Origin of the sequence: Amycolatopsis melonis, from assembly GCF_040064235.1 — a bacterium.
Lineage (GTDB): Bacteria > Actinomycetota > Actinomycetes > Mycobacteriales > Pseudonocardiaceae > Amycolatopsis > Amycolatopsis melonis.
In genome coordinates this window covers 428,088-453,091 of sequence record NZ_JBDZYD010000001.1, presented here as the reverse complement: position 1 = coordinate 453,091, position 25,004 = coordinate 428,088, and the positions used below count along the sequence as shown (strand labels likewise).

At 72.5% G+C, this 25,004-nt stretch carries 23 protein-coding genes; 7 read left to right on the top strand and 16 right to left on the bottom strand.

Going from position 1 to position 25,004, the window contains the following annotated elements; all coding sequences use genetic code 11:
* Positions 1 to 26: 26 nt before the first annotated feature.
* Positions 27 to 1,895 carry an ABC transporter ATP-binding protein gene (locus ABJI51_RS02120; protein ID WP_348947182.1) on the bottom strand — a complete coding sequence of 623 codons (1,869 nt, stop codon included), beginning with the start codon at positions 1,893 to 1,895 and terminating at the stop codon, positions 27 to 29.
* A gap of 100 nt (positions 1,896 to 1,995) precedes the next feature.
* Entirely contained in the window at positions 1,996 to 2,427 is a 432-nt protein-coding gene (locus ABJI51_RS02115; RefSeq protein ID WP_348947181.1) for a MarR family winged helix-turn-helix transcriptional regulator, read from the bottom strand.
* A 72-nt stretch (positions 2,428 to 2,499) separates the two neighbouring features.
* On the opposite strand from ABJI51_RS02115, the gene ABJI51_RS02110 reads away from it, so the two are divergent.
* Both ABJI51_RS02110 and ABJI51_RS02105 read left to right on the top strand, forming a co-directional pair.
* On the top strand, positions 2,500 to 3,351 hold the full coding sequence (locus tag ABJI51_RS02110) for an LLM class flavin-dependent oxidoreductase (RefSeq protein WP_348947180.1): 852 nt from the start codon (positions 2,500 to 2,502) through the stop codon (positions 3,349 to 3,351).
* Between the two features lie 33 nt (positions 3,352 to 3,384).
* Entirely contained in the window at positions 3,385 to 4,737 is a 1,353-nt protein-coding gene (locus tag ABJI51_RS02105; protein WP_348947179.1) for a glycosyltransferase 87 family protein, read from the top strand.
* On the opposite strand, the gene ABJI51_RS02100 is transcribed toward ABJI51_RS02105, so the two are convergent.
* From ABJI51_RS02100 to ABJI51_RS02070, 7 genes are all read right to left on the bottom strand, one after another.
* Complete coding sequence (locus tag ABJI51_RS02100; protein ID WP_003071237.1) at positions 4,724 to 4,933, bottom strand: helix-turn-helix domain-containing protein; 210 nt, start codon at positions 4,931 to 4,933, stop codon at positions 4,724 to 4,726. The genes ABJI51_RS02105 and ABJI51_RS02100 overlap by 14 nt on opposite strands.
* 178 nt (positions 4,934 to 5,111) lie before the next feature.
* Positions 5,112 to 6,740, bottom strand: a complete 1,629-nt coding sequence (locus ABJI51_RS02095; protein ID WP_348947178.1) for an ABC-F family ATP-binding cassette domain-containing protein — start codon at positions 6,738 to 6,740, stop codon at positions 5,112 to 5,114.
* A 136-nt stretch (positions 6,741 to 6,876) separates the two neighbouring features.
* The gene (locus ABJI51_RS02090; protein ID WP_348947177.1) at positions 6,877 to 7,527 is read right to left on the bottom strand and encodes an acVLRF1 family peptidyl-tRNA hydrolase; all 651 of its coding nucleotides are present in this window, start codon (positions 7,525 to 7,527) and stop codon (positions 6,877 to 6,879) included.
* A 239-nt stretch (positions 7,528 to 7,766) separates the two neighbouring features.
* Positions 7,767 to 10,640: a S8 family serine peptidase gene (locus ABJI51_RS02085; protein WP_348947176.1), complete on the bottom strand. Its 2,874-nt coding sequence runs from the start codon at positions 10,638 to 10,640 to the stop codon at positions 7,767 to 7,769.
* A 230-nt stretch (positions 10,641 to 10,870) separates the two neighbouring features.
* Positions 10,871 to 12,433 (bottom strand): deoxyguanosinetriphosphate triphosphohydrolase family protein, encoded by a 1,563-nt coding sequence (locus ABJI51_RS02080; protein ID WP_348947175.1) that lies wholly within the window; start codon positions 12,431 to 12,433, stop codon positions 10,871 to 10,873.
* Between the two features lie 221 nt (positions 12,434 to 12,654).
* Complete coding sequence (locus tag ABJI51_RS02075; RefSeq protein WP_348947174.1) at positions 12,655 to 13,293, bottom strand: SRPBCC family protein; 639 nt, start codon at positions 13,291 to 13,293, stop codon at positions 12,655 to 12,657.
* On the bottom strand, positions 13,290 to 13,637 hold the full coding sequence (locus tag ABJI51_RS02070) for an ArsR/SmtB family transcription factor (RefSeq protein WP_348947173.1): 348 nt from the start codon (positions 13,635 to 13,637) through the stop codon (positions 13,290 to 13,292). The genes ABJI51_RS02075 and ABJI51_RS02070 overlap by 4 nt, the downstream gene beginning before the upstream one ends.
* A gap of 127 nt (positions 13,638 to 13,764) precedes the next feature.
* On the opposite strand from ABJI51_RS02070, the gene ABJI51_RS02065 reads away from it, so the two are divergent.
* Positions 13,765 to 15,435 (top strand): GGDEF domain-containing protein, encoded by a 1,671-nt coding sequence (locus tag ABJI51_RS02065; RefSeq protein ID WP_348947172.1) that lies wholly within the window; start codon positions 13,765 to 13,767, stop codon positions 15,433 to 15,435.
* A gap of 36 nt (positions 15,436 to 15,471) precedes the next feature.
* Here ABJI51_RS02065 and ABJI51_RS02060 read toward each other — a convergent pair whose 3' ends face one another.
* Positions 15,472 to 16,089, bottom strand: coding sequence for a TetR/AcrR family transcriptional regulator (locus ABJI51_RS02060; protein WP_348947171.1), 618 nt, complete (start codon positions 16,087 to 16,089; stop codon positions 15,472 to 15,474).
* Between the two features lie 39 nt (positions 16,090 to 16,128).
* Between ABJI51_RS02060 and ABJI51_RS02055 the strand changes: the two genes are divergently transcribed.
* On the top strand, positions 16,129 to 17,388 hold the full coding sequence (locus tag ABJI51_RS02055) for a glycosyltransferase (RefSeq protein WP_348947169.1): 1,260 nt from the start codon (positions 16,129 to 16,131) through the stop codon (positions 17,386 to 17,388).
* Here ABJI51_RS02055 and ABJI51_RS02050 read toward each other — a convergent pair.
* Entirely contained in the window at positions 17,321 to 17,926 is a 606-nt protein-coding gene (locus ABJI51_RS02050; protein ID WP_348947167.1) for a TetR/AcrR family transcriptional regulator, read from the bottom strand. The genes ABJI51_RS02055 and ABJI51_RS02050 overlap by 68 nt on opposite strands.
* Before the next feature lie 89 nt (positions 17,927 to 18,015).
* Here ABJI51_RS02050 and ABJI51_RS02045 point away from each other — a divergent pair, with 89 nt between their 5' ends.
* Positions 18,016 to 18,594, top strand: coding sequence for a dihydrofolate reductase family protein (locus ABJI51_RS02045; RefSeq protein ID WP_348947165.1), 579 nt, complete (start codon positions 18,016 to 18,018; stop codon positions 18,592 to 18,594).
* 103 nt (positions 18,595 to 18,697) lie between these two features.
* Here the strand turns inward: ABJI51_RS02045 and ABJI51_RS02040 are convergent, their stop codons facing one another.
* A complete protein-coding gene (locus ABJI51_RS02040; protein ID WP_348947163.1) occupies positions 18,698 to 19,354 on the bottom strand; it encodes a response regulator transcription factor in 657 nt (218 codons plus the stop codon).
* A 198-nt stretch (positions 19,355 to 19,552) separates the two neighbouring features.
* Between ABJI51_RS02040 and ABJI51_RS02035 the strand changes: the two genes are divergently transcribed.
* A complete protein-coding gene (locus tag ABJI51_RS02035) occupies positions 19,553 to 19,900 on the top strand; it encodes a hypothetical protein (protein ID WP_348947161.1) in 348 nt (115 codons plus the stop codon).
* Positions 19,901 to 19,955: 55 nt separating this feature from the next.
* Here the strand turns inward: ABJI51_RS02035 and ABJI51_RS02030 are convergent, their stop codons facing one another.
* From ABJI51_RS02030 to ABJI51_RS02015, 4 genes are read right to left on the bottom strand one after another with little or no spacing between them, the layout of a single operon-like run.
* The gene (locus ABJI51_RS02030) at positions 19,956 to 21,149 is read right to left on the bottom strand and encodes an ABC transporter permease (protein ID WP_348947159.1); all 1,194 of its coding nucleotides are present in this window, start codon (positions 21,147 to 21,149) and stop codon (positions 19,956 to 19,958) included.
* Entirely contained in the window at positions 21,142 to 21,825 is a 684-nt protein-coding gene (locus tag ABJI51_RS02025) for an ABC transporter ATP-binding protein (protein WP_348947157.1), read from the bottom strand. The genes ABJI51_RS02030 and ABJI51_RS02025 overlap by 8 nt, the downstream gene beginning before the upstream one ends.
* Positions 21,822 to 22,895: an efflux RND transporter periplasmic adaptor subunit gene (locus ABJI51_RS02020; RefSeq protein ID WP_348947155.1), complete on the bottom strand. Its 1,074-nt coding sequence runs from the start codon at positions 22,893 to 22,895 to the stop codon at positions 21,822 to 21,824. The genes ABJI51_RS02025 and ABJI51_RS02020 overlap by 4 nt, the downstream gene beginning before the upstream one ends.
* The gene (locus ABJI51_RS02015; protein WP_348947153.1) at positions 22,892 to 23,455 is read right to left on the bottom strand and encodes a hypothetical protein; all 564 of its coding nucleotides are present in this window, start codon (positions 23,453 to 23,455) and stop codon (positions 22,892 to 22,894) included. The genes ABJI51_RS02020 and ABJI51_RS02015 overlap by 4 nt, the downstream gene beginning before the upstream one ends.
* A 114-nt stretch (positions 23,456 to 23,569) precedes the next feature.
* Between ABJI51_RS02015 and ABJI51_RS02010 the strand changes: the two genes are divergently transcribed.
* The gene (locus ABJI51_RS02010; RefSeq protein ID WP_348947151.1) at positions 23,570 to 24,784 is read left to right on the top strand and encodes a sensor histidine kinase; all 1,215 of its coding nucleotides are present in this window, start codon (positions 23,570 to 23,572) and stop codon (positions 24,782 to 24,784) included.
* Positions 24,785 to 25,004: the final 220 nt, after the last annotated feature.

Sequence of the window (25,004 nt, the reverse complement as noted above, 5' to 3'; positions counted from 1 at the left end):
CTCAATCACGAGTGATGCCCGGCTGATCACGCCACGGCGGGTTCTTCCTCGGCGAACTGGGTGGCGTGGAGGGTCGCGTAGCGGCCGCCCGCGGCGAGGAGTTCGTCGTGGGTTCCGCGCTCGACGATCTCGCCGTGCTCCAGGACCAGGATCTGGTCGGCCGCGCGGACCGTCGAGAGGCGGTGGGCGATCACCAGGGCCGTGCGGCCGGACAGCGCGTGCGTCAGTGCCTCGCCGACCGCCGCCTCGGACTCCGAGTCCAGGTGCGCGGTCGCCTCGTCGAGGATCACGACCTTCGGCTGGGCCAGCAGGAGCCGCGCGATCGTCAGCCGCTGGCGCTCGCCGCCGGACAGGCGGTAGCCGCGCTCCCCGACCGTCGTGTCGAGGCCGTCGGGCAGCGACCGGACCAGCTCGCCCAGCCGCGCCCGCTCCAGTGCCTCCCAGATCTCCTCGTCGGTGACGCCGGGACGCGCGTAGGCGAGGTTCGCGCGGATCGTGTCGTGGAACAGGTGCCCGTCCTGGGTCACGACGCCGACGGTTTCCCGCAGCGAAGCGAAAGTCAGGTCCCGGACGTCCACATCGGACAGCCGGACCGACCCCGAGTCGACGTCGTAGAGTCGCGGCAGCAGGGACGCGATCGTCGACTTCCCCGCGCCCGACGACCCGACCAGCGCGACCATCTGCCCCGGCTCGGCGCGGAACGAGATCCCGTGCAGCACCTCTTCCCCGCCGCGGTGGTCGAGCGTCGCGACGTCTTCCAGCGACGCCAGCGAGTACCGGTCGGCCGCCGGGTAGCCGAAGCGGACGTCGGAGAACTCGACCGAAACGCCACCGGCGGGCACCGTCCGCGCGGACGGCTTCTCCTCGATCATCGGCTTGAGGTCGAGGACCTCGAAGACCCGCTCGAAGGACACCAGCGCCGTCATGACGTCGACGCGGACATTGGCCAGCGCGGTCAGCGGCGCGTACAGCCGGGTCAGCAGCAGCGCGAGCGCGACGACGGTGCCCGGCGCGAGCACGCCGGTCAGCGCGAGGTACCCGCCGAGGCCGTAGACGAGTGCCTGCGCCAGCGCGGAAACCAGGGTCAGGCTGGTCATGAACCAGCGCGTCAGCATCGCGGTCCGGACGCCGATGTCACGCACCCGCCCGGCGCGCTCGGCGAAGTCCGCCGCCTCCTGCACCGGCCGCCCGAACAGCTTGACCAGCGTCGCGCCCGGCGCGGAGAACCGCTCGGTCATCTGCGTGGTCATCCCGGCGTTGAGGTTCGCGGCTTCGCGCTGCAGCCCGGCCATCCGGCGGCCGAGCCGGCGCGCGGGGATCACGAAGATCGGCAGCAGCACCAGCGCGAGCAGCGTCACCTGCCAGGACAGCGTGAGCATGACGGCCAGCGACAGCGCCAGCTGGATGACGTTGGTGACCAGGCCGGACAGCGTCGCGGTGAACGTCCGCTGCGCGCCGATGACGTCGTTGTTCAGCCGCGAGACCAGCGCGCCCGTGCGGGTGCGCGTGAAGAACGCGATCGGCATCCGCTGCACGTGTTCGAACACCGCGCGGCGCAGGTCGAAGATGATGCCTTCGCCGATGCGCGCGGACTGCCACCGCTCGACCAGGCCGAACCCGGCGTCGGCGACCGCCAGCACGGCGATCACGACGGCGAGCCAGACGACGAGCGTGACGTCGTGGCCGCCGACGATCGCGTCGACCACCTTGCCCGCCAGCACCGGCGTCGTCACGGCGAGCACGGCGGAAACGACGGTCAGGACGAGGAACGCCAGCAGCCTTCGCCAGTGCGGCCGCGCGAACCGCGCGACGCGTTTCAGCGTGCCGCGGCTGAGCGCCTTCGGGGCGTCGTTGGCGCGCATCGCCGAACTCCACAGCCCCCACATGTTGTCCATGGGAATCCCCCAGTCTCTCAGAAACCTCTAGATTGGCTGAGGTTTTCGGCGGATATGACCTGGACAACGCCCCCGTTGCCCGTTTCCTTCCCGGTGCCGTTCACTCCACGCGAACAACCCGGTGCAGCGCCGCGCGCAGCCGTTCGGCGTCCTCGGCCGAGAGCGGCTCCAGCAGCAGCGCCTCGGCCTTGCGCGTGACCTCCTCGCCCGCCTCCCGGACCCGCTGCCCATCGGCCGTCAGGGTGACCAGGCGCTTGCGGCGGTCACCCGGCGCGACCTCGCGGCGCACCAGGCCCTTGGCCTCCAGTTCGTCCACGAGGGCGACCATCGTCGTCCGGTCGATGCCCAGCCGCGCCGCGCCGTCCTGCTGCGACTGCGCGGGCCCGTCGCCGAAGAGCGCGAGCAGCGCGAGCTGCCGCCCGGTGACGCCGAGCGGCGCGTACAGCGGCTCGGCCAGCTCGGCGAGCCGCAGCTGGGCGTGCTTGAGCAGGTAGCCGAGCCGTCGGGTGACGGCGGGAGGCGCACTGGACATGCGAGAACTCTACCCTTTACGCTGATCGTCAGTAATACTGATGATTTCTCAAACTGATAATCAGGAGTTCCCGTGACCACGATTGGCCTGAAACCCCCGCAGCAGCACCTCGGCATCACCGCACTCCGCAGGACCTGGGCGATCGCCGACGACGCCGGGTTCGACGGCTGCTGGGTGTTCGACCACCTCGCCCCGATGGGCCGCGACCGCACCGGCGACGTCTTCGACGGCTGGAGCCTGCTGGCCGCAATGGCCGAGGCGACTCAGCGCGTGCGGATCGGCTGCCTGGTCTCGGGCAACACCAACCGCCACCCCGGCACGCTGGCCAAGATCGCCGCCACGGTCGACCACCTCTCCGGCGGCAGGCTCGACGTCGGCCTCGGCGCGGGCGGCGATCCGCTGACGGACGCGATGATGGGCACGCCTGCCCCGCCGGCCCGCGAACGCGTGGAACGGCTGGCCGAAGCCTGCGAGATCCTCGGTCTGCTGTGGACCCGGCCGGTCACCGAGCACCGCGGCCGGCACTACACCCTGAGCGGCGCAATCAGTGATCCGAAGCCGGTGCAGCAGCCGAAACCGCCGTTGTGGCTGGGCAGCAGCGGCGAAAAGCGCGGCCTGCGGGTGGTCGCCGAGCACGCCGACGTCTGGCTCAACGCGGCCCTGCCGGGAACGGAAATCGCCGAGCTGCAACGGCTTTCGCGCGTCCTCGACACCCACTGCGCGGCCGTGGGCCGCGATCCGGCCACACTCCGCCGCGCCGTGCAGTTCCGCCTGCCGTCCGAACCGGACAGTGCACTGCGGCTGGCGCGAAGCTACGTCGAGGCCGGGTTCACCGAGCTGGTCCTGATGCCCGCCGGGCCGGACGTGGTCGAAGCCGTCGAGGCCGCGGCCAAGCTGCTTCCCCGCCTGCGAGACGTCGGCTGAACCGGGCGGCGGGCCGCTCGATAGCCTGGCCGCATGGGAACGGAGGTGGGCCAGGCGCCCGCATGGCGGCGCGCGGCCCGGCTCTTCACCGCACCGGCCCGCACCGAGGAGGCCGCCCCGCTGCGCTGGGACCTGGGGTTCTACCTGGCCTGCCTGGCTTTCGCGCTGCCGACCGCGCTCGTCTCGGAGTTCTACGGCTACCGCGTCTGGGGCAACTTCGCGACCGTGGCCTACGGCTTCGGCGCCGCACACAGCGGCTACCTGCTGCTGTCGGCGCGCCGGGGACAGCAGCCCCGCGGTGTCCTCGGCTCACGGTGGTGCGGGATCGCCGCGGTCCTGCTGTTGGCGATGATCTTCCCCTTGGCGTTGCTGGTGATTCGCCGACTGACCGGAGTGGACTGGCTGATCACGCCGTTCTCGTGGGCCGCGCAGCCCGAGGTGTGGGTGATCGAGCGGTCCGCGGATCTGCTGCTGCACCACGGAACTCCGTACGTCGACGTCTACGCGCTCAACCGGCCCCCCGAGGTAAACGATTACACCCCCTACGGCCCGGTCATGAGCGTCTTCGGGCTGCCGCGCGCGCTGTTCGGCGGCACGCCCTCGGCCGACGCGCTCACCGACGCCCGCTGGATGTTCGCGCTGGCCGCCTGCGCGTGCGTGCTCGGCACGCTCAAGCTGCTGAAGTGGCCGAAGGTGCCGGTCGGTGCCGCGCAGCTCGCGCTGGCCTGCCCGCTCACCGCGCTCACCTGGGCCGTCGCGGGGCCGGACCTGGCGATCGTCGGCCTGCTGGTGCTCAGCTGCGCGCTCGCGGCCACCGGGCGGGCCGCCTGGTCGGGCCTGGTGCTCGCGCTGGTGATCAGCGCGAAGCTCATCGTCGCGCCCGCGGCCGCCGTGCTGGCCGTGTTCGTGCTGGCCCGGCGGGGAAAGCCAGTGGACTGGACCGCGCTGACCCGGTTCGCCGCGGCGCTGGTGGCGACGACGGCCGCCCTGCACCTGCCGGTGTACCTGGTGGATCCGGCGGCGTTCGTCGAGCACGTCTTCCGGTTCCCCCTCGGGATGGGCGCCGTGCAGTCGCCCGCGGCGAGCCCGCTGCCGGGTCACCTCATCGCCGAGACCGGCGCTGCCGGCCGGGTGGCGTCGTTCGTGCTGGTCGGCGCCGCGGCCGTGGCCATGCTGGTGTGGCTGGTGCGCCGGCCCCCCGCGAACGGCTCCGGCACACTCCTGCGCATCGCCGTCGGACTCGGCGCCTTGATCCTGCTCACCCCGGCCACCCGCTACGGCTACCTGGTCTACCCGCTGGTCCTGCTCGGGGCGTCCCTGGCCTTCCGGGCGGCCGAAGATCCCGCTGCGCCCCCCGCGCAGCAGTCCGCCGCTACTTCTTCTTGACCCTGGTGGCCCCGCCGCGCCCCCGCAGCTGGACCCCGGACTCCGACAGCACCCGGTGGACGAACCCGTAGGAGCGCCCCGTCGACTCCGCGAGCGCCCGGATGCTCGAGCCCTTCTCGTATTTCTTCTTCAGGTCAGCGGCCAGCTTGTCGCGCGTGTTGCCGGTGATCCGCGCGCCTTTCTTGAGATCAGCCACGTCGATCGCCTTCCCGCCGAGAGTGTTCTGGGCCACATATCGGCCCCTGCCGGGGCAATGATCGAACACTGAGCGCCGGAATGCCAGACGACAGCCGCAAAACGACCGAAATTGCGATCACATTGGGCCATTCCAGTGCCTTGCGGCGAGTGATCTTGCACCCGAATGGACGCACCCGTCACGCAAGCTGGACAAGTTCCAGGTAGTCCGCCGACCAATGATCCTCGGTCCCGTCGGGCAGCAGGATGACCCGCTCGGGCTCCAGCGCCTCGACCGCGCCGGGGTCGTGCGTCACCAGGACGACGGCGCCGGCGAAACTACGCAAAGCGTCCAGCACCTGCGCCCGGCTGGCCGGGTCGAGGTTGTTGGTGGGCTCGTCCAGCAGCAACACGTTGGCAGCGCTGGAGACCAGGCCCGCCAGCGCGAGCCGGGTCTTCTCGCCACCGGAAAGCGTGCCCGCCGGCTGGTCGAGTTGTTCGCCGGTGAAGAGGAACGAGCCGAGCAGGTTCCGCAACTCCTGCGCGCCGGTGTCCGGAGCGAGATGTCGGATGTTTTCCCACACCGACGCATCATGATCAAGAGTTTCGTGTTCCTGAGCGTAATAGCCCAAACGCAATCCGTGACCCGGAACGACCGATCCGGTGTCCGGCGTTTCCATTCCGCCGAGCAGCCGCAGCAATGTCGTCTTTCCAGCGCCGTTCAGGCCGAGCACGACGACCTTCGAGCCGCGGTCGACCGCGAGATCGACGCCGGTGAAGATTTCCAGTGAGCCGTACGACTTCGAGAGGTTCTCGGCGGTGAGCGGGGTCCGGCCGCAGGGTGCGGGCTCGGGGAACTTGATCCGGGCGACCTTGTCGGCCTGCCGGGTCTCCTCCAGCGAGCTGAGCATCTGCTCGGCGCGGCGCGCCATGTTCTTGGCCGCCACGGCCTTCGTGGCCTTCGCCCCGAGCTTCGCGGCCTGCGCCTGCAGGGCCGACGCCTTCTTCTCGGCGTTGGCCCGCTCGCGGCGGCGGCGCTTCTCGTCGGTGGCACGTGCGTCGAGGTAGCGCTGCCAGCCCATGTTGTAGATGTCCAGCTCGGCGCGGGTGGCGTCGAGGAACCAGACCTTGTTGACGACGTCGGCGAGCAGCTCGACGTCGTGGCTGATCACGACCAGGCCGCCGTCGTGCTGCTTGAGGAAGCTGCGCAGCCAGGTGATCGAGTCGGCGTCGAGGTGGTTGGTCGGCTCGTCGAGCAGCAGGATCGTCTCGGACTTGCCGCCGGCCCCCGCCTCGGCCGCGGCGAACAGGATCCGCGCCAGCTCGACGCGGCGGCGCTGGCCACCGGAGAGCGTCTGCAGCGTCTGGGCGAGGATCCGGTCGGCCAGCCCCAGGTTGGAGCAGATCCGCGCGGCTTCGCTTTCCGCGGCGTACCCGCCGAGCGAGGCGAAGCGCTCTTCGAGCCGGGCGTAGCGGTTGATGGCCTTGTCGCGCGCGGCGTCGTCGACCAGCTCGGCCATCGAGGCCTGCGCCTTCTCCATGTCGCGCATCAGCTTGTCGAGACCACGCGCGGACAGCACCCGGTCCTTCGCCGTGACCGAAAGATCACCTTCGCGCGGGTCCTGCGGCAGGTAGCCGAGTTCGCCGCTGCGGCGGACCTCGCCCGCGTGCGGCTCGCCCTCGCCGGCGAGGACCTTCAGCGAGGTGGTCTTGCCCGCGCCGTTGCGGCCGACGAGACCGATGCGGTCGCCGGGCTGGATGCGGAGGGTGGCGCCGTTGAGCAGGATGCGCGAACCCGCACGCAGCTCAAGGCCGGTGGCCGTGATCAAGGGAAACTCCCGTGGACAGGGGGTGAACGGAGGACAGCAGCAGGCGGCCGGTCGGCCGCGGCGTCACTCCAGCTGGATATCCACGGAACCCAGTGTACGGGCCGCCGTCGAGCGGTTTTTCCGGACGTGTGCGGTCTCACCCCGCGCGCAGGACGATCTCCACCGAGCGCGCCCGCCCGGCCGCCTCCTCGAGCACGGCCCGGCTCGGCTCGCCGACGTCCAGCACGCGCGGTTCGGCACGGGCGAACAGCGGGGTCAGCCGCCGGTCCGCCCGCAGCTCGTCCAGGGCCCGCCGGTCGCCGCCGAGCACCACGGCGTCCACTTCGGACAGACGAGGGAGGAGCACCTCGGCGGCGTCCCGCGCGGCCGCCTGCAGCGACTGCCGGGCCTGCCCCGCGCGCCGCCGGGCGAAGCGCTGCTGCGACCACCCACCCGCCGCCGACCGGCCCTGCACGAGCCGCCGGTCGGTACGCGAGACGACGATCCGGCCGTCACGGGCGATGCCGGCACTGTGCCCGCCGAGCCGCACCAGCAGCAGCGCGAGCGTCCGCGGCGCCAGCGCGTGGGCGACCAGGGTCTCGACGGACGGGTCGTCGAGACGTCCGAAAGGGACGGTCGCGATCGCCGTCGTGCCGTCGGCCGCGGTCACGCGGACCTCGTCCGGCGTTCCGGAGACCGTGCCGATCCCGCCGTGCCGTTCGGCGAACCGGCCGAACCAGCCCGCCAGCCGCTCGGGCGGCACCTCCACGGCGTGCCCGCCGCCCGCGACCTGCCGTCCCTTCGCCATGCGCCCACGGTACGGGGTGGAGCGGGCTTGGGTGGGCGTGCGCTGAAGGGCACCTTGCTTACGTCTGGCGCAGCGAAGGGCACTTTCCTTGCGTCACATGCACGGAAAGTGCCCTTCGGTGCGGTGGGAACCGCGACGCACCCAAGGTGGCCTTGGTTGCATTGAACGCACCCAAGGTGGCCTTGGTTGCGTTGAACGCACCGAAGGCCACCTTGGGGCGTTTGGGACCTACAGCGGGATTACAGCGGGTGCACCGGGCCGTTGTTCGTCGCGCCCCGGACGTTCGACGGCCGGTCGGCCGCCGGCTGCTGGACGTACCCGTTGACGTGCAACGCCACCGCGCGGATCGAGCCCGTGTCGCCGCCTGCCGCGTCGACCACCGAGAACGTCCACGTGCCGTCGGCGACCACGCCGGTCAGGCCGCCCAGCGGGCTCGCCGGCCGCCAGCTGCCGGTGAACGGCGCGTTGGCCGACGTCACCGAGCTGAACGCCGCCGCCGCGTTGTCGGCGAAGACGACCTTGCACAGGTTCTTGCCCGAACCGCCGTTGCGCTGGAACACCGTCGCCTTCGCCCCGGACGGCGCGGTCAGCGTGCCGACCAGGTCACCGACGTAGGTGTGGTTCAGGCCCACCGTCGTCGCGTTCGGCTCGGCACTGCAGGTCGTGCCGTCCACGGAGAACGTCACCCTGGACGCGCGGCCGACCCCGGTGACCGGGATGGTCACCGACGCCCCGACCGGGCTGTTGTCCGGGATCGCCACCGGCGCGCCGGCATAGGCGAAGTCCTGCGTCACCGGCGACGGGGTGCCGACCGGCAGCGAGAACGTCGCGGTCGTCGGCGAGTGCGCGCCGGCGAAGGAGACGCGGGCGTTCAGCACCACCGGCACGCCGAGCTGCTGGCTCGCCGGGACGGTGATGGTGAAGTCGTTGACGCCGGTCTGTCCCGGGCTGATCGTGCCGTAGGACTTCGAGCGCGGTGCCACGGTGACCCCCGGGGTCGGGCTGGTGAGCACGACGCTGGTGGACACGGCGGTGCCGTCGCCCTCGTTGGTCACCGGCAGCGTCACCTTGGCGGTGTCGCCGGGGTCGATCGCGGTGCCGCCGTCGGCCGGGGTGACCGTCGGCTGCTTGGCCACCGCGAGCGGCTGCGGGCTGGCGCCGGTGTAGGCCAGCACCTTGTCCGCGAGGATGACGCCGGCGCCGGTGAGGTTGTCGCGGCCCGCGGCCTCGATGTCGACCGCGGTGTTGATCAGCGCCTCACGCACCTCCGCGGGCGGCAGGCCGGGGTTGCCGGACAGCACGAGCGCGGCGATGGCGGCCGCGTGCGGGGCGGCGGCCGAGGTGCCGAAGAACGGGTTGAAGCCGGACACGCTGGTGGTGACGCCGTCGGCCGCGGTGATCTCCGGCTTCTGCCGGACCTCGCCGCCGGTCGAGGACACGTTGCCCGGGGTGATCGGCCGTCCGTCGGCTTCGTAGAACACGCGGCGCGGGCCGTCGGAGCTGAACCGCTCGGCCTTGGTGGCACCGCTGAACGAGCCGGGGTACGGGCCCGCCGGGTTGGCCGGGTCACCCTGTTCCAGCGGCCTGCCGAACGCCTTGGCCGCCGGCGCCGCCGCGACGCTGAAGGCGGCACGCGCGGCCGAGTGCCCGAGCGTCACCCCCGGCGTCGTGTAGGCCTTGAGCCCGTCGGCGGAGTCGGTGAACCGGCCGCGCAGCGCGGACAGCGACAGGTAGCGGGACTGGCCGGAGAACTTCACGATGGCCAGGCGCAGCCCGGCACCGCCCTGCGTGGTGATCCGCTCGTACGGGTCCTGCGTGCCGTCCTGGACGTTCTGGCTGAAGCTGACCACCGCGCCCGCGGAGTTGAGCAGGTAGAGGTCGTAGTCGTTCGACGACGCGCCGAGCGGGTCCGACCAGTGCAGCGTCACCGGGACGCCGGAGCCGGACGCGGCCGAGAGCGGCTCGAAGATCTGGGTGCCCGCCGCGCCGGCGAAGTTGTGCGCGGTGCCCGCGAACTTCCCGATCGGCTTGCCCGAGTCGGCGAAATCGCCTTCCCAGTGCCCGGAAGTGCCGTCGGCGACGTTGCCCTCGTTGCCCGCCGAGGAGAAGTACAGCGCGCCGTCGGCGGTCACGTCGTTCACGGCCTGGGCGATGATCCAGTCCTGGAACGGCGATTCCTTGAAGTACAGGACGTCGTCGACGATGACGTCGCAGTGCGACTCGAACCGCAGCTTGCGGATGTTGTCGGCGAAGCTCGCGTCGGAGTTGAACGCCGTCGCGAAGCCGAGGGCGGCGTTGGGCGCGAGGTCGTGGATGATCTCCAGCATCGCGGTGCCCTCGTTGCCGTCGCCCTCCTGGCCGGGGATGACGTCGACGTTCGGCGGCAGCTCGCCCTTGGCCTGCGAAGCGGCCAGCGAGTCCACGCCGTCGGAAAGCGCGCACGCCTTGACGCCGACGCCGGTGACGCCGAACTGCTGGCGCGCGAGGTCGGCGTTGTGGGCGCGGTCGCCTTCGCTGGTCACGGTCGCCGCGACGGCGCTGCGCTGCGCCTTGGCGTCCAGTGCCTGCCGCAGCTCGCCGGCGAGGCGATCGGCCTTCTGCTGCTTGGTTTCCGCAGGCACGCCGGTCTCGCGGTCGCCTGCCGGGGTGGCCAGCTCGCGGGCGGTCATCGCCTGGTCGGCCTGTTCGACACGCTTGACGTCGCCGCGCGCGGCGATCTCGCCGAGCTTGTCCAGCGGCACTTCGGCGCGGACGCTGCCGTAGCGGTCGGACACCGCGCGGATGCCCGCCCCGGCCTTGGTGAGCCCGGCGAGGAGGTCCGGCGAGACCTTGCTCGCGCGGATGTCGACCAGGACGGTCCCGGCCGGGGAAACGGTGGCCCCAGACTGCAGTGCGGTCAGCTGCTTCGCGGCGGCCTTGCCCGCGACGAGCAGCTGGCTGTCCAGTTTGGACTCGGCGGCGGTACGGCCCGCCTTGATCGCCTGCAGGGCGGCGATCTGCTGTTGCGCGGTGGCGGTGAAGGCGTCCGGCGTGGACGCGGTGGCGGCCCCCGCGGCGGGCGGGGACACCAGGCCGAGTGCGGCGAGCAGTGCCGCGGCCCCGGCGGTGAGCACGGTGGATCTCGATCTCGTGGAACGGGTTTGACGCACGAGCGCCCTCCGAATCTCCAGGCGCGTGCCCCGACTCACGCTGACCGACAGCCGGTGATCACCGGCTGGATCCAGCTAAGTACCGGGTGTTCCCGGTAAACATCAGCCAATCGAGTGACAAAGGACAGATATTTTCCGGACCAGTCCAGAGGTTGTAGGCCGTTCAGCGCAGCCGCGTGCCGATCATCGGACACTCACAGGACAAACGAGTCCGACCACGGCTGCGAAGCGCGTCCGGACAAGGCATCCAGGAGCGTCACGGCCTGCTTGTCGGTCAGCGAAGCCACGAAGTCGACCACCGCGCGGCCGCGGGCGAGACCGCGGACGGCGTCCGCGCCGGTCACCGGCTCCCCGGTCGCGCCGACGAGCAGCTCCGGCGCCGACCGCGCCAGCTCGGTGTACTCGGCGCGGGCCAGCTCGACGAGGTCGTGCAGCCGCCGCGGCAGGCGGGACAGCTCGTCGCGGTCGAGCAGCCACGCGTCGAGCGCGTCGACCAGGCTCGTCACCACCCCGGCCTGGCCACGCTGGTGCAGCGCGAGATCGGGGCGCAGCAGCACGAACCGGCGGTGCACGAACTTGAGCACCTGCACCTCGTGCCACTGCGCGGGCCGCAGCGACACGTGACCGGTGCGGGTGGACGGTGACGGCAGCACGAACACGCCGTCGACCAGCCGCGCGGTCCAGTTCGCGGAAAACGCCGCGGTCGCCTGCTCGGCCTCGATCGAGCCGTCGAACTCCCCGGCCAGCAGGCCGTCGGCCAGCTCGGCGCGCACCCGCGCGACGGCGGCGGCGAACGCGTCGTCGTCGACGATCCAGGCGTCCTTGGCGTGCATGCGGCGGCGGAGGCGTTCCAGCGACCGGCCCGGGCGGCGCAGTTCCGCGTGCAGCGTCGCGTCGTCCAGCGCGGCCAGCTCGCCGGCGTGGTCGAGCCACTGGGTCAGCTCGGCGGCGACCGGAGCGTGCTGCAGCACGCCGATGCGGTGGAAGTCCTGCAGGTCGTGGATGGCGTAGGCGATGTCGTCGGCGGTGTCCATCACGGACGCTTCGACGGTCTGCTGCCAGCCTTCGACGCGGCCCGCGAACGCCGCGCGGGCCTGCTCGAAGTCGTCGAGTTCGGTGGCGTAGGCGGAGAACTTGGCCGCGCCGGTGCCGGGCGCCTCCCCCGGCTCCGCGGCCCCACGCGGCGGCACGGCCATCGCCGACGGGTGCGGCGCGGGATGGTGCAGCCGCAGCCACGGGTACTTCAGGACGGCGGCGCGCACGGCGGCGGTGAGGTCGAGCCCGATCGCGGCCGGGCCGCGGACGTCGGTCGTGGTGATGATCCGGAAGGTCTGCGCGTTGCCCTCGAAGCCGTCGGCGAGGCCGAAGCGGTGCCGGGCGATGCGGTCGAGCGTCTGCTCCCCGAGGTGCCCGAACGGCGGGTGCCCGAGATCGTGCGCGAGCGCGGCGGCCTCGGCGACGTCGGGATCGCAGCCGCCGAGCTTGTCGGCGAGCGCGGCGTCCGGCCCGGCGGCGATGCGTTCGGCGACGGCCCGCGCGACCTGCGCGACCTTGAGGCTGTGGGTGAGCCGGTTGTGCAGCAGCCCGGCCCCGCCGGCGCTGACCACCTGCGTGACCCCGCCGAGCCGCGCGAAGAACGGCGACGCGGCAATCCGGTCGCGGTCGATCCGGAACGGGCTGGTCGCCAGGTCGGTGAACCCGCCGGCGTTCGCGACGGGATCGCGCCGGGCGGCCCGCGGGTCGCTGTCCTGATCCATGCGCCCGACCTTATCCGCCGGTTCCCCCGAACGGCGGTCGGCACTGAGCTGTGTCGACCCTCCAGTCACGCGTGATGCCCCTCCAATCACACGTGATGCCCGCCCAGTCACACGTGATGCCCCGCCGCGCACCGGGAGACCTCGTGCGGCGAGGGGTCACACCCGTGATGCGGGAGGCATCTCGCGTGATTGCGGGGGCATCACTCGTGATCAGGGCGAGTTCAGGACTCCGGCTGGGCCGTGTAGGCCGCCAGGCAGCGGTCCGCCTGGGCGCGGGCGACCGCCGGGTCCTCGCCGCCCGCGACGTGCGCTTCGTACCAGGCCTCGCCCGCCGCCGTCACGAACTCGACTCCCTCCGGAGATGTCATCCAGGCCATGGCCTCGGCCGGGTCGACGACGTACGACGGGTCCGCCGCCAGGTGCCGGACCAGTGCCGTCAGCGCCATGTCCCAGCCGATGCCGACCGCGCCGGGGCCGAACTGGTCCCAGTGGTCGTCGACGTGCGCGACGTGCTCCAGCTCGAACCGCGTGCCGCCGTCCTCGGGCGTCAGGCGGACCTCGATCCAGCTGACGCCGCCGTGCATCTCCCACGTCGCGGCGAAGCTCTTCGGCGGGTCGCAGCGCTCGACCGTGCCGCCCGCGTTGCCCTCCAGCTGGTACTTCCCGCCGGCCCGCAGCTCGCCGGTCACCGGCAGGAACCAGCGCGGGATGCGCTCGGGGTTCGTGACCGCGTCCCACATGTCGTCGACGTCGGTGTCGTAGACCTGGCTGATGGTCATCACGCGGGCCTCACCCGCTTCGAGCACGCGTTTGCCGACCGTCCGGCGGACGGCGCTGATCTGGTGACGGACGTCGATCACGGGTTTTCTCCTTGACTGAGGCGGCGCTCGCGCTTGCCGCGGGCGATTTCGGTGGCCAGTGCGTCCAGCGGCGGGGTCCAGTGGCGGCGGAACCGGTCGAGCCAGCCGTCGACGTCCCGCAGCGGCGCGTGCCCGACCGCGTACAGCCGCCGGGCCCCGTCCTGGCGGACGACGGCGAACCCGTTGTCGCGCAACACCTTCAGGTGCTGGGACACCGCGGGCTGCGAGATGCCGAACTCGGCACGGATCACCTCGGTCACCGCGCCGGCGGCCCGTTCGCCGTCGGCCAGCAGCTCGAGGATCCGGCGGCGGACCGGGTCGCCGAGGACGTCGAACGCGTGCACGCCGCCAAGCTACAAGCCGTCGCTTATATAAGTCAAGGCTGAAACATTCGCCCGATGTGAGTAAGCCCTGGTGAACATCAGTCGACATCGGTTCCGATCATGAACCGGACCCGCGACGATCGGGCGCGTGAAGTCGCCACGCGCGGTCCGCTTCGCCTTCCAGCCGCTGTACAGCCTCCACACCGGAGGCGTCGTCGCGCACGAAGCGCTGGCCAGGCCCGAGCAGGGCACGATCCCGCAGCTGCTCGCGCAGGCGCGCCGCGACGGGCGGTTCGCCCAGGCCGATCTCGGGCTGGCCGTCGCCGCCGTCCGGCAGGACGCGGCCGATCCGGCCGCCCTTCCCCTGCACCTCAACCTCTCCGCGCGCACCCTCGCGGCACCGGTGGCGATGTTCGACGACCTCCTGGCCGAACTCGGCGACGCCGGCCGCCGCACCCGCGACGTCGTCCTGGAGATCGGCCCGCCGTTCGCCGCGCTGCCGTCCGGCCGCGTGCTGGCCGGGATGCGGGCGCTCACCGAACTGGGCTTCCGGCTCGCGTTCGACGGTCTCGGCCGCGGCGACCTCCCGCTGAGCCTGCTCGCCGAGGCCCCGGTCGACGTCGTCAAGCTCGACCGGACCGTGCTGCGCGCGCTGCCGGACGATCCGGCCGCGGCCGCCGTCGTCGAAGCGCTGCTGCACTACACCAACCGCACCGGCACGCGGCTGGTCGCGACCGGCGTGGAGACCGACGCCCAGCTCGGCGCCGTCCACGGCCTCGGCGTCCGGATCGCCCAGGGCCCCCTGCTGGAAGCACCCACCGCCGCCGGTCCCGCCCCGGCGCTGCTCGCCCGGCCGCGCGCCGCCGTCGCGCCGGGCCCGGCGAAGTGCGTCGGCGACTTCCTCCGCCCGGCGACGACCCTGCCGGAGAACGCGACGTGCGACGACGTCCGCGCGGTGCTCGCGGCGGCCGACGCGCCGTCGGGGGTGGTCGGGGTGGACGAGCTGAACCGGCCGCGCTGGTCGATCGACCGGACGCGGTTCCTGGTCGCGGTCACCGGCCCGTACGGGCACGCGCTGCACGCGAAGCGCCCGGCCGCGCGGCTGGCCGACACCCCGCACACGATCGAGGCCCGCGCCGGCGCGATGGAGTTCCTGGAGCTGGTCACCGACGCGGACTGGAGCCGCACCGGCGACGACGTCGTCGTGGTCGACGAGGTCGGCCGCTGCCTCGGCGTGGTACTGGTGACCGAGGTGGTGCGCGGCGTGGCCGAGGCGAAGGTCGAAGCGGCGGCGGCGCTCAACCCGCTCACCCGGCTGCCGGGCAGCGACACGGTCGCGCGCGACGTGGCCCGCCGGATCACCATCGGCGAGCCGTTCGTCGCGGCATGGCTGGACATCGACGCGTTCAAGGCGGTCAACGACACCGCCGGGTTCGCCGCGGGCGACGACCTGATCCGAGCGCTGGGCGCGGCACTGACCGAGCTGGCGGGACGGCTGCGCCGGATGCGGGTCAGCCACGTCGGCGGCGACGACTTCCTGGTGGTCTGCGACGTCGACGAGATCGCCACGGTGGCGGGCGCGCTGCTCGATCGCCGCTGGTCGGCCGACGGCCTCCCGGTGACGGTTTCCCTGGCGACGCTGGTCTGCGCGAGCGGCGCCATCGGGTCGTACCAGGAGGTGTCCCGGCTGCTGGCGCCGCTGAAGAAGCGCGCGAAGGAGGTACCCGGGTCGAGCTGGGTGCTCGGCCGCCCGGGCTCGGACCGCGTGGAAGTCCTGCGCGGCATCGGAACCCGCGGCTTACACGCGGCGGCAGGCTGATTCGAGGCCGAGCTGGGCCTGGATCGCCGCCGCAGTCTAGGCCCAGCCGAGGCTCAACTGCGCCTCGATCGCCGCCGCGGCCCACGCCACGTACTCCTCGTGCGCCCAGCCGCATACCCCGGTCAGGTGGTCGTACACCTCGTGCGAGGTGAGCAGGCCGATCGCGTCGGCCAGGCGTCCCGATGCCTCGCCGCCCGGGGCCAGTCCGGCGGCTTCGAGGCGGGCCACGATCTCGGTGCGGCGGGCCGCCGCCAGGTCCGCCCGCACCGCCGCCACCGCCGGGTCGGCCGCCGCCGCCGTCGTGAACGCGCGCCAGATCGGCAACGACCGGCGCACTCCCTCGGCGACGCGGGCGGCCACCGCCGCCAGGTCCGCCGGGCCCGCCGCGCCCACCAGTGCGTCCAGGTTCACCGCGTCCGGGTCGCCCGCGAAGCCGTCCCGGAACGCGGCGAGCAGCAGCTCCGCCTTGCGCCCGGCCTGCGTCACCGTCTCCAGGCTCACCCCGGCCGCGGCGGCGATCTGCCGCATGCTCGTGCCCGCGTAGCCGCGTTCGGCGAACAGGCGGCCCGCGGTCGCGATCACGTGCCGCCGGGTGCGCCGGGCGCGGGCTTCCCGGACGGGCGACTCATACCGGCGGCGTTCGGGTATCGTCACAATTGAACAGTACACCGTATCGGCCAATTAGGAGAACTCATGTCCGCGGTACTCGTGTGCGTGCTGCCGGCACGCGGTCACGTCGGGCCGACCAAGCCGATCGTCGCGGCGCTGCTCGCCGACGGCCACGAGGTCACCGTGGTCACCGGGGCGCGCTACCGGCAGGCCTTCGCCGAGCTGGGCGCCCGGGTGAACGTGCTGCCGCCGGAGGCCGACTTCGACGAGACCGACCTGGACGGCTCGATCCCCGGCCGCGCGGGCAAGCGCGGGCTGAAGCTCGCGCGGTTCGAGCTGGCCAACTTCGTGCGCGCGATGCCCGCCCAGCTGAGCGTCATGGACCTCGACGTCGACGTCGTCCTCTGCGACCCGCTGTTCATGGCCGGGCTGGCACTGGCCGTCCGGAAGCAGCGGCCGCGCCTGCTGGCACTGGGTTTCCTGCCGTTCATGCCGCCCGTGCCGAGCGGCCCGCCCCCGGAAACCCCGGCCGAACGCCTGCGCGGCGCGCTGGTCGGAACACTCGCGCCGTGGCTGCTCGGGCCGGCCCAGCGGCTGGCCCGCGAGCTGCTGGGGACCGACCCCGGCATGCTGTTCGCGGACTGGACACTGCACAGCGACGGCGTCCTGCAGATGACCTGCCCCGGCTTCGAATTCCCGCGTGCCGGGGCGCCGCTGCACTTCATCGGGCCGACGACGGTCAGCGGCACCGGCGAGCACCCGCTGCCGCCGTGGTGGGACGAGCTGGACGGCTCCCGGCCGGTGGTGCACGTGACACAGGGAACCGTGGCCAACGACGACCTCGGCAGGCTCGTCGAGCCCGCGATCGAGGCACTGGCCGGGGAGGACGTGCTGGTCGTCGCGACGACGTGCGGCGGCAGGCTGCGGCCCGGCGCCCTGCCGGACAACGTGCGGGTGGCCGATTTCCTGCCCTACGACGAACTTCTCCCCCGGTGCGCGGCGATGATCAGCAACGGCGGGTACGGCGGGGTCAACCACGCGCTGCGCTACGGCGTGCCGCTGGTCGTGGTGGGCGCCAGCGAGGACAAGCGCGAAGTGGCCACGCGGGTCACCTGGTCCGGGGCGGGCATCGGCCGCACCCGCGCGTCGGCCTCGCCGCGGCAGCTGCGCCGGGACGTCCTCGCGGTGCTGGCCGAGCCGCGTTACCGCGAGCGGGCGCGGGAACTGGCCGCCGAGATGGCCGCCGGGCCGTCGATGGCCGAGGTCGTCGAGCTGATCACGACCGGAACGGCGACGCCGGCTCGGCCGGCTGTCCCGCCAGAAGGCGGTCGACCAAGGCCGTGACGAGGTCGCGGCGCTGCTCGTCGGTGAACAGGCCGGGCAGGGTCAGGCGTTCCATGATCAGCCAGTTCAGCGCCAGCCACAGCAGGACGACCATGGTGCCGTCGCCGGGCAGGCCGGATTTTTCGTGGTAGGCCACGTTGAACTCGACGTCGGTGCGGATCCGCGCGGTCAGCACGTCCCGCAGCTCCGGACGGCGGGTGGCCTCCAGCCGCAGTTCCAGGAGGGCGAGGAACCCGGTGGGGAACGCGGCCACGCGGTCGACGAGGGCGTGCATCAGCTCGGTGACGCGGGCCCGGTCGCGCGGCCCCTCCAGGCCACCGGCGATGACGTCCTCGTCGACCAGCCGTTCGTAGACCCGCTCACCGGCCTGCTTGAGCAGGTCACCGCGGCTGGCGAAGTAGTTGGACGCGGTCCCGGCAGGCACGCCCGCCTGCTGGTCGACGGCACGGAAGGTGAGCCCGCGCGCGCCTTCGCGCGCCAGGACTTCGATGGCGGCGTCGAGCAGGGCCGCCCGCCGCTCGGGGTTGCGTCGCACCATGGCGTTGACACCACTCCAGACGTAGTACTACGGTTCGAACCACTTCATGCAAAGTACTACAACCAGAGTAGATCTGGTAGGGGGTCCCCATGCGCAAGCTCGTGTATTTCATCGGCGTCAGCATCGACGGCGTGATCGCGGGCCCGGCCGGCGAGGCCGAGTTCTATCCACTGAACCCTGAGATGGTCGCCCACGTGCGGGCGGAGTTCCCGGAAACCATGCCCACGCACATCCGGCCCCACATCGGGATCGCCGCCAGCACGCCGAACAAGCGCTACGACACGGTGATCATGGGCCGCGGCACGTACCAGGTCCCGCTGGACGAGGGCAACCCGAACCCCTTCGCGCACCTGCGCCAGTACGTCGTCTCACGGTCGCTGACCGGCGCCGGCCCGGCGGTCACGGTGGTGCCGGGCGACCCGCTCGCGCTGGCGCGGCGGCTCAAGGCGGAGGAGGGCGGCCTGGACATCTGGCTCTGCGGTGGCGGCACCCTGGCGGGGCAGCTGCTGCCGGAGATCGACGAGCTGGTGGTCAAGTCCTACCCGGTGGTCGCGGGCGGCGGCAGGCCGATGTTCGACGGCGGGTTCTCGCCCCGCGCGTTCACCCCCGTGGAGGTCCTGCCGTTCGGCCACGGCGGGACGATCACCACCTACCGCCCGGTGCAGTGAATGACTCATTCCTGTCGCCGGACGACATGAACGAGTCATTCACGTCGTACCGGCGACGGCACCGGCACCCCGCGGGCCGGAAGCACCCCTCCGGCTCCCGGCCTCAGGCGAGGCGGTACCCGATGCCGGGCACGGTGAGGACCGCAGGCGGGTCACCCAGCTTGCGGCGCAGGGTCATGATCGTGACCCGGACCGCGTTGGTGAACGGGTCGATGTTCTCGTCCCAGGCCTGCTCCAGCAGCTCCTCCGCGCTCACCAGCGCGCCCTCCGCGCGCATCAGGACCTCCAGGACCGCGAACTCCTTGCGGGACAACGCGATGTGCCGGTCGCCGCGGGTCACCTGGTGCAGCGGGCGGTTCAGCTCGATGCCCGCCATCCGCATCACCGGCGGCACCGGGGCCCGCGCGCGGCGGCCCAGTGCCTGGACGCGTGCCAGGAGTTCGGCCCACGCGAACGGTTTCGTCAGGTAATCGTCCGCGCCGAGGCCGAGCCCGTGCACCCGATCGGGTATTTCGCGGGCGGCGGTCAGCATGATCACCCGGGTTTCGCCGCCCGCCGCGACGATTCCGCGGCACACGTCGTCGCCGTGCACGCGGGGCAGGTCGCGGTCCAGGACGACGACGTCGTAGCGGTTCACCGCCAGGTGGTCCTGGGCGTCCTCGCCGTCGAAGCACAGGTCGACCGCCATCGACGCCTCGCGCAGGCCGTCGGCGATCGCCTCGGCCAGCATCACCTCGTCTTCCACCACCAGGACACGCACCGGCCCAGCCTGCCAGACCGGCCATAAGTTCGCCGTAAGCGATTCGGCGGAAGCGTTGCCTTCCATTTCTTCCGAAATCGGACGAGGTCGTGTTAACGGCATTTCCGTGCTGGAAGTTGTCCCTTCCATTGCTTAGCGGCAACTGCTTTCTCGGAGATCCTTCAAACGTTCGGCCAATCTGACACTGGAGGACGAAAGATGGCTTGGGCAAAGAAAATTTCCGCGGCAGGCAAGGCCGCGCGGCTCGCGATCGTGGCCTCGGCACTGGTCGGCGGGATCGCCGCGGCACCGGCGGCGGCATCCGCGACGACCACGAAAACGGAATCGTCGGACAGCGTGCAGGCGTCGTTCAACTGCAGTTACTCGCTGACCTACTACCGGGCGGACGCCTACTGCACCGTGTACTCCGGCTCCATCCGGCTGCGCTCCTACTGTTCCGGCTACGGCTACATCGCCAGCCCGTGGGTCGGCCCGGGCAGCTGGCACCTGTGGACCGACTGCGGCTCCTACCAGCGCACCGGTTCCTGGATCGACTACACCGGCTGAGCCCGTCCCCGTCTGCCGGCCCGCGACCGCCCCTCGGCCGCGGGCCGGCCCGCGTTCAGGAAGACGCCAGCGCCTCGGTCGGGGTCAGGCGGGTCGCCCGCAGCGCCGGATAGACCCCGGCCAGCACCCCGACCACGACCGCCGCCCCGGCACCGCCGCCGAGTGCGGCGAGCGGCAGCACCGCGGGCCACCCCTGGGTCGCGGCGTAGCCCGCCACCACCGCCACCCCGAGCAGGATGCCCAGCGCGCCACCGAGCCCGGCCAGCAGCACGGATTCGGCGAGGAACTGTCCGGCGATGTGCCCGCGGGTGGCGCCGAGCGCGCGCCGGACGCCGATCTCGCGCCGCCGTTCCAGCACCGAGATCACCATCGTGTTGGCCACGCCGATGCCGCCGACCAGCAGGGCGACCGCGCCGAGGCCGAGGAACAGCGCCGAGTACGCCCGCTCCACGAACCGTTGCGCCACCAGCACGTCCGACGGCTTGCTCACCAGCACCTGCTGCGGGTGGGCCGGGTCGACCGTCCGGCCGAGCACGGACTTGACCGCGTCCACCGCGGCGGGGTCGGTGCGCAGGTAGATCGTCCCGGGGTGGCCGGCGAAGCCGAGCAGCCGCTGCGCGGCGGGCCAGCCGACCAGCACCGAGTTGTCGATCTCGGGGGCGAGCGGCAGCGCGTCCAGCACACCGGCGACGGCGAACCAGCGGTCCTTGACCCAGACCAGCTGCCCCGGGCCGGCACCGAGCAGCTGCGCGGACCGGGCGCCGAGCACGGTCACCGGCAGCCCGGCGGTGACCGGGTCGAGGAACCGCCCGGCCCGCACGCTGCCCTGCAGCACGTCCAGCAGGTCGAGGGTCACGGCGCTGACCTTGATCCCGCCGGTCTGCTGGGCGGGGATCCGGTCGGTCCGCCGGACCGTGGCCGACGTCGTGCCGGTGGTGGCCAGCGTCCGCACCGGCGGGATGCGCCGGATCATCGACGGCGCCGTGGCGGGCAGCACGGCGTCGCGCTGGCTGACCATGTCCCGCCCGGCCGCCACGGTCAGCAGGTTGGGCCCGAGCGCGTCCAGCTCGGCCCGCAGGGCCGCCTGGTTCGACGCCGGGACGCCGACGACGGCCACCAGCGCGGCGATCCCGATCGCGATCCCCACGGCGGCGAGCATCGTGCGCACCGGCCGTGTCCGCAGGCCGACCGTGCCGAGGCCGAGCAGCTCACGCGGGCCGAGGCGGACCGGCTTCGGCAGCTCAACCACGGCAGCCTCCGGTGTCGTGGCGGACGCGCCCGTCGAGCATCTCGATCCGCCGGGGCAGCGCGGCGGCGATCGTGAGGTCGTGGGTGACCAGGACGATCGTCGTGCCGTCGGCGTTCAGCTCGCGCAGCAGCCCGAGGATTTCCGCGCCCGAAGCCGAGTCGAGGTTTCCGGTCGGCTCGTCGGCCAGCAGCAGCGACGGCCGGTTGACCATGGCCCGCGCGATCGCGACGCGCTGCTGCTCCCCGCCGGACAGCTCGGTCGGCAGGTGGTCGGTCCGCCGGGCGAGGCCGACGTCGGCCAGCGCGCGCTCGGCGGCCGCGCGGCGGTGCCGCGGCGGGATCCCGCGGTAGATCTGCGCCGCGACGACGTTCTCCCGCGCGGTCATCCCGGGGTTGAGGTGGAACTGCTGGAAGACGAAGCCGATCCAGCCTGCCCGTAGCGCCGAGAGCGCCCGGTCGCGCAGCCGTCCCGTGTCGTGCCCGTTGACCAGCACCTGCCCGGTGCTCGGCCGGTCGAGCGTGCCCATCAGGTTCAGCATCGTCGACTTCCCGGAGCCGGACGGGCCGACCACCGCGGTCAGTTCGCCCGCCTCGACCGTGACCGAGACGCCGCGCACCGCGGCCACCCCGCCCGCGTGGTGCTTGGTGACGTCCCGCAGTTCCAGCACGGCGGTCATGCGGCCGTCACCACCCGCATGCCCGCGGCCAGCCCGGCGCCGGAGACCTCGACCTTGCCGTCGGCGAACAGGCCGAGCTTGACGGGCACGAGACGGCGGCCGGTCCCGTCGAGCACTTCGAGCGCGTAGCCGCCTTCCTTCGGCGCCAGCAGCGCCTCCACCGGGACCACCAGGACGCCGGCGTGCTTCTCGCCGTCGAACCCGACGTCGACGAGGCTGCCCTCGGCGAGATCGAGGGCGGGGTCGTCGATCGCGATCGTGACGTCGTACTTGGTGGTCTTGCCCCCGGACTTGTCGTCGGCGCTCTTGGCCGCGACGGCCCGGACGGTCCCGGTGGCGCTGCGCCCGTCGGGCAGCCCGAGCCGGACCTTCGCCCCGTCGGCCGCGTGCCCGCGCTGGGCCTGTTCGAGCTCGGCGGTGACGAGCCGCTCGGTCCCGGAGACGGTCAGCAGCTCGCCGGTGGCCGGGGCGCCGAGCTGGCCGGACACCGTGCCGACGCGCACCGCACCGGGCAGCACCACGACGTCGCCGAGCGCGATCCGGCCGGTCTGCTCCACCCGCAGCGCCTTCTGCCAGCGCTTGACCGCCGCGGTCGTCGCGGCCTTGAAGGACCCGGCCGGGTCGGCCGGGCGGTACCCGAGTGCGGCCAGGTTCTCCTGCAGGATCTTCACGTCCGGGCCGGTGACCCCCTCCGCCAGCTCGCGGTAGGCCGGCGTCCGTCCGAAGAGGACGATCACCGGCCGTGCGTCGACGGCGTAGAGGGGACGGCCACGGTCGATCACCGAGCCGGGGTCGGCCACCCAGGTCAGGGTGCCCGCCCTGGCCGCGGTGATCGGGCGCTGGGGGCCGTGGCCGACCTGGCCGGTCACTTCGATGCGGTCCACCAGGTCGGTCCTGACCACCTCGGCGGTGGCCGGGCTGTCGGCTGTCTTCGGCACGTCCGCGTGTCCTTTCGTCGACCACCGGGTGAAGCCGACCGCGCCCGCCGTGGCCAGCACGGCGAGCACGGTCACGGTGAGCCAGGCCCGGCGGCGCCGACGGCGGCGGGCCACCCCGGGTCCGGGACTCATCGCGTCGGCACGACGGTCGCCGCCGCGCCCCCGGCCGCCTGGCTGCACTTGTCGTACTTGGCCCGCACGGCGGGGTCGTTGACGTCCACGCCGGGCGGCACCGGCTCCACCACCGCGCCGGGCTGGGCCTGGTAGCCGCCGGTGTTCGGATCGGGGTCGGGGAAGGCGATGCCCTGCTCGCGCATGCACTTGGCGAATTTGCGGCCCTGTTCGAGTGCCTCCGGGGTCAGCGGTTTCGGTTTCCCGCCGTCGGGCAGGTACTTGCCGCACTTTTCCAGCGCTTCGGCCTGGCGGCGCTGCTCGTCCGGAGAACGGGTGCCCGGGGAAACCGTGCCGTTGCTGCCGTTCCCGTCGAGCGACGTTCCCCCGTCGGCACCGTTTTCCCGCATGCACCGGCCGAACGGATCCGCGCCGCCGCCGTCACCGGGCTGCCCGTTCGTGGCCGCCGAGGTTCCCGTGGTGGGCACGGAAGCCACGTCCCTGGCCGGATCGGGTGCACCGCACGACGTCATGCCCAGCACCAGGCTGCCCGCGAGGATCACCCGCACGAATACCCTCATGGTCCTACCTCCGTGAATTCCGGCGTCGGGAAAGGTGTACCGCCCGGGTGCTCTTACGGCCGTAAGCGTGAATGCTTATGCCCGGCTTACGGCGAATTTCGGCAGGATGGCGGGATGGTCCGTAGATTCTCCGTGAAGGCCCGGTTCGCGCTGGTTTTCGCCGGCCTGCTGCTGGCGATCGGCGCGCTCATGCTGGTGCTCGAGTTCCTGCTGGTGCGCGCCGCCCTGCCCACGCAGACCGAGCCGGACGAGCCGGGCGTCCCGGCCACGTCGTCGTCGCCGCCGACGAGCAGCGTCGTCCTCGGCGGGCCGGACCAGGGCCGCGCCGCCGCCCAGGTCGTCCAGCACAACATCGCCGAATACCGGGCGGACGTGCTGAACACCCTGGCGGCGCAGTCCGGGATCGCGCTGGCCGCGAGCGTGGTGCTCGCGCTCGGGCTGGGCTGGGTGGCCGCGCACCGGATGCTGCGGCCCGTCCAGCAGGTGACGGCGACCGCGCGGCGCCTCGGCGCGGACAACCTCCGGGAGCGGATCCGGATGCCCGGTCCGCGCGACGAGCTGACCGAGCTCGCCGACACCTTCGACGGGATGCTCGACCGGCTGGCCGAGTCGTTCGACAGCCAGCGGCGGTTCGTCGCGAACGCGTCACACGAGCTGCGCACGCCGCTGGCGACCCAGCGGACCATGATCGAGGTCGCGATGGCGAAGATCCCGCCGGGCAGCCCGGCGCGGCGGCTGTGCGAACGGCTGCTGACGGTCAACGCCCGCAACGAACAGCTCATCGACGGGCTGCTGGTGCTCGCGAGCAGCGACCGCGGCCTGCGGGCCCGCACCGACGTGCGGCTGGACGAGGTCGCCCGGCAGGCCGTCGCGGTGCACCGGGCCTCGGCGGCGCAGCGGGGGTGCACGCTGCACGTCGAGCTGAAGCCGTGCGTGGTCCGCGGCGACCGGCTGCTGCTCGAACGGCTCGTGGGCAACCTGATCGACAACGCGCTGAAGTACAACACCGAGCCCGGATCGGTCTGGATCGGCGTCGGCGAGCGGCCTTCGCTGTCGGTGGCCAACACCGGGCCGGACGTCCCGGCGGACGCCGTGCCGGGCCTGTTCGAGCCGTTCCGCCAGCTCGCCGGCGACCGCGCGGGCCCGCAGCGCGGGGTCGGGCTGGGCCTGTCGATCGTGGCGTCGGTCGTGCGCGCCCACGACGGCACGATCGAGGCGGTGCCCCGCGCCGGCGGCGGCCTGGTCGTGGTGATCGACTTCGCCGGGGCGCGTGTGCCGGACGGCGAATCGGCGCGGAATAGCGCCGCCGCCGACTCCGAAAACGCCTGACAGCAGCAACCCGCGAATTAACGAAGAACTGGAAGCAATTGCTTCCGGCTGTCGCGAACGGGTGGTTCACTGCTCCGTTCGCGAGCCGGGAGTCGCCCTTTCGCTGCACGGACACTGGGCGGACCAGCCGACTTATGTCCAGCTTATGTTTGCACTGGCAGAATTGCGGTGCAATCCATTCGACTGTGGATCATCGCAGGCACGAGGGGGAACCTTGTAT

What these genes read in the sequence shown, in the direction of transcription:
- ABJI51_RS02120 (WP_348947182.1), bottom strand. Translation starts at nt 1,895, where the DNA reads ATGGACAACATGTGGGGGCTGTGGAGTTCGGCGATGCGCGCCAACGAC.
- ABJI51_RS02115 (WP_348947181.1), bottom strand. Translation starts at nt 2,427, where the DNA reads ATGTCCAGTGCGCCTCCCGCCGTCACCCGACGGCTCGGCTACCTGCTC.
- ABJI51_RS02105 (WP_348947179.1), top strand. Translation starts at nt 3,385, where the DNA reads ATGGGAACGGAGGTGGGCCAGGCGCCCGCATGGCGGCGCGCGGCCCGG.
- ABJI51_RS02090 (WP_348947177.1), bottom strand. Translation starts at nt 7,527, where the DNA reads ATGGCGAAGGGACGGCAGGTCGCGGGCGGCGGGCACGCCGTGGAGGTG.
- ABJI51_RS02080 (WP_348947175.1), bottom strand. Translation starts at nt 12,433, where the DNA reads ATGGATCAGGACAGCGACCCGCGGGCCGCCCGGCGCGATCCCGTCGCG.
- ABJI51_RS02055 (WP_348947169.1), top strand. Translation starts at nt 16,129, where the DNA reads ATGTCCGCGGTACTCGTGTGCGTGCTGCCGGCACGCGGTCACGTCGGG.
- ABJI51_RS02050 (WP_348947167.1), bottom strand. Translation starts at nt 17,926, where the DNA reads ATGGTGCGACGCAACCCCGAGCGGCGGGCGGCCCTGCTCGACGCCGCC.
- ABJI51_RS02045 (WP_348947165.1), top strand. Translation starts at nt 18,016, where the DNA reads ATGCGCAAGCTCGTGTATTTCATCGGCGTCAGCATCGACGGCGTGATC.
- ABJI51_RS02035 (WP_348947161.1), top strand. Translation starts at nt 19,553, where the DNA reads ATGGCTTGGGCAAAGAAAATTTCCGCGGCAGGCAAGGCCGCGCGGCTC.
- ABJI51_RS02025 (WP_348947157.1), bottom strand. Translation starts at nt 21,825, where the DNA reads ATGACCGCCGTGCTGGAACTGCGGGACGTCACCAAGCACCACGCGGGC.
- ABJI51_RS02020 (WP_348947155.1), bottom strand. Translation starts at nt 22,895, where the DNA reads ATGAGTCCCGGACCCGGGGTGGCCCGCCGCCGTCGGCGCCGCCGGGCC.
- ABJI51_RS02015 (WP_348947153.1), bottom strand. Translation starts at nt 23,455, where the DNA reads ATGAGGGTATTCGTGCGGGTGATCCTCGCGGGCAGCCTGGTGCTGGGC.
- ABJI51_RS02010 (WP_348947151.1), top strand. Translation starts at nt 23,570, where the DNA reads ATGGTCCGTAGATTCTCCGTGAAGGCCCGGTTCGCGCTGGTTTTCGCC.